General features: G+C 28.7%; 1 protein-coding gene. It reads right to left on the reverse strand.

The window, feature by feature from the left end:
* Nucleotides 1-226: 226 nt before the first annotated feature.
* Nucleotides 227-1,072 (reverse strand): bifunctional 5,10-methylenetetrahydrofolate dehydrogenase/5,10-methenyltetrahydrofolate cyclohydrolase, encoded by an 846-nt coding sequence (locus tag E6A48_RS06705; RefSeq protein WP_219709272.1) that lies wholly within the window; start codon nucleotides 1,070-1,072, stop codon nucleotides 227-229.
* Nucleotides 1,073-1,440 lie beyond the last annotated feature (368 nt).

Genomic DNA, 1,440 nt, shown 5'->3' on the forward strand with positions numbered 1-1,440 from the left:
TAATGCTATGCTTTAATTATAACTTCTTAGACGTGCGGGGGAGTGCCTTTTAATATACTATTAAATTATAAAATTTATAATAAAAATGAAGTTCTTTTGCTTCTTTGTGGCAATATCGAAGGCACTTTCTACGGTCGTAAAATAAGTGTGGGCTTACCCTATGGATACGCTTTGCAGGGGAAAAGGCAAATATAAAACAAAATATAATTTTATTTTTTCAATAAATTTAATTATTATTATACTTCATATGCAAGTAAAGCAAATTTGAAAGAAGCATTGTTGTCGTTAAACTTCCAACGCCATTAGGTACAGGTGTTATCATAGATGAAATATTAACTGCCTCATCAAACTTTACATCTCCCTTAATAGAACCATCTTCAAGAACATTGATTCCTATATCTATAACAACAGCATTCTCTTTTATATATTCAGCGTCAATAAACTCTGCCTTTCCAATAGACACGCATAATATATCAGCATTCTTACAAACACTTTTTAAATCTTTAGTTTTTGAATGAGCTATTGTAACAGTAGCAGACTTATTTAAAAGTGATAAAGCAAGAGGCTTTCCAACTATCTCACTCCTTCCAACAACTACAGCATTAGCACCTTCTATTTTAACTTTATAATGCTCAAGTATTGTCATTACACTCTTTACAGTGCAAGGAATTAATTCATCATTAGATGTTAAAATCCTACCAAGATTTAAATTGCTTATTGCATCAATATCTTTTTTTGTAGATATAGTTTCGTAAACTAATTCTCTTCTTATATGCTTAGGCAAAGGCATTTGAAGCATTATACCGCTAATATCTTTCTCTTCGTTTAAATATTCTATTAGAGTGATAAAATCTTTTTCTGTTGTATTTATGCCTAACTTATGAAGCTCTCCTATCATTCCAGCATTCTCTGCCATTTTCTTTGCATGCGTAAAATATAACTCTGTAGATTTATCATCATCAAAATAAACAAAATCTATTCTAGGTTTCTTGTTTAGTAAAGCAACCTTCTCTTTAATTTCTGCTCTTATGCTTTTTGATAATTCTCTTACATCAAGTATATTAGCTGGCATGTTATGGTTTCCTTTAGAATGAAAAATAATTAATTTATTCTATATTTTTTAGAGATAAAAAACAAGTGCATTAATAGTAAATAACTTTTATTAAAAAATTAGTTTTTATTTCTGTTATTTGAATAAATATATTTTAGTTTAGAATTTAATATTACTTCTTACTTACAATTTATATTAATATAAAAAAATATTTGCAGGGCTTTGCCATTAAGAAAGTATACACCTTGCAGCACCCCACTTCTTTTGGTGGCCCAAAGAAGCAAAAGGACTGCACTTATTTAATCTAAAATATAAGTACTATTTTATACTTAATATATTCCAAAGCCATAAAGCTAAAACATTTGCACTTTTTGGTTCTTTGACGAAGT

It is taken from the genome of Brachyspira pilosicoli (assembly GCF_019402445.1).
In the GTDB taxonomy this organism is placed as follows: domain Bacteria; phylum Spirochaetota; class Brachyspiria; order Brachyspirales; family Brachyspiraceae; genus Brachyspira; species Brachyspira pilosicoli_B.

Bases quoted from the DNA above. Each gene is read 5' to 3' on its own strand.
- E6A48_RS06705 (WP_219709272.1), bottom strand. From the start codon at position 1,072: ATGCCAGCTAATATACTTGATGTAAGAGAATTATCAAAAAGCATAAGA.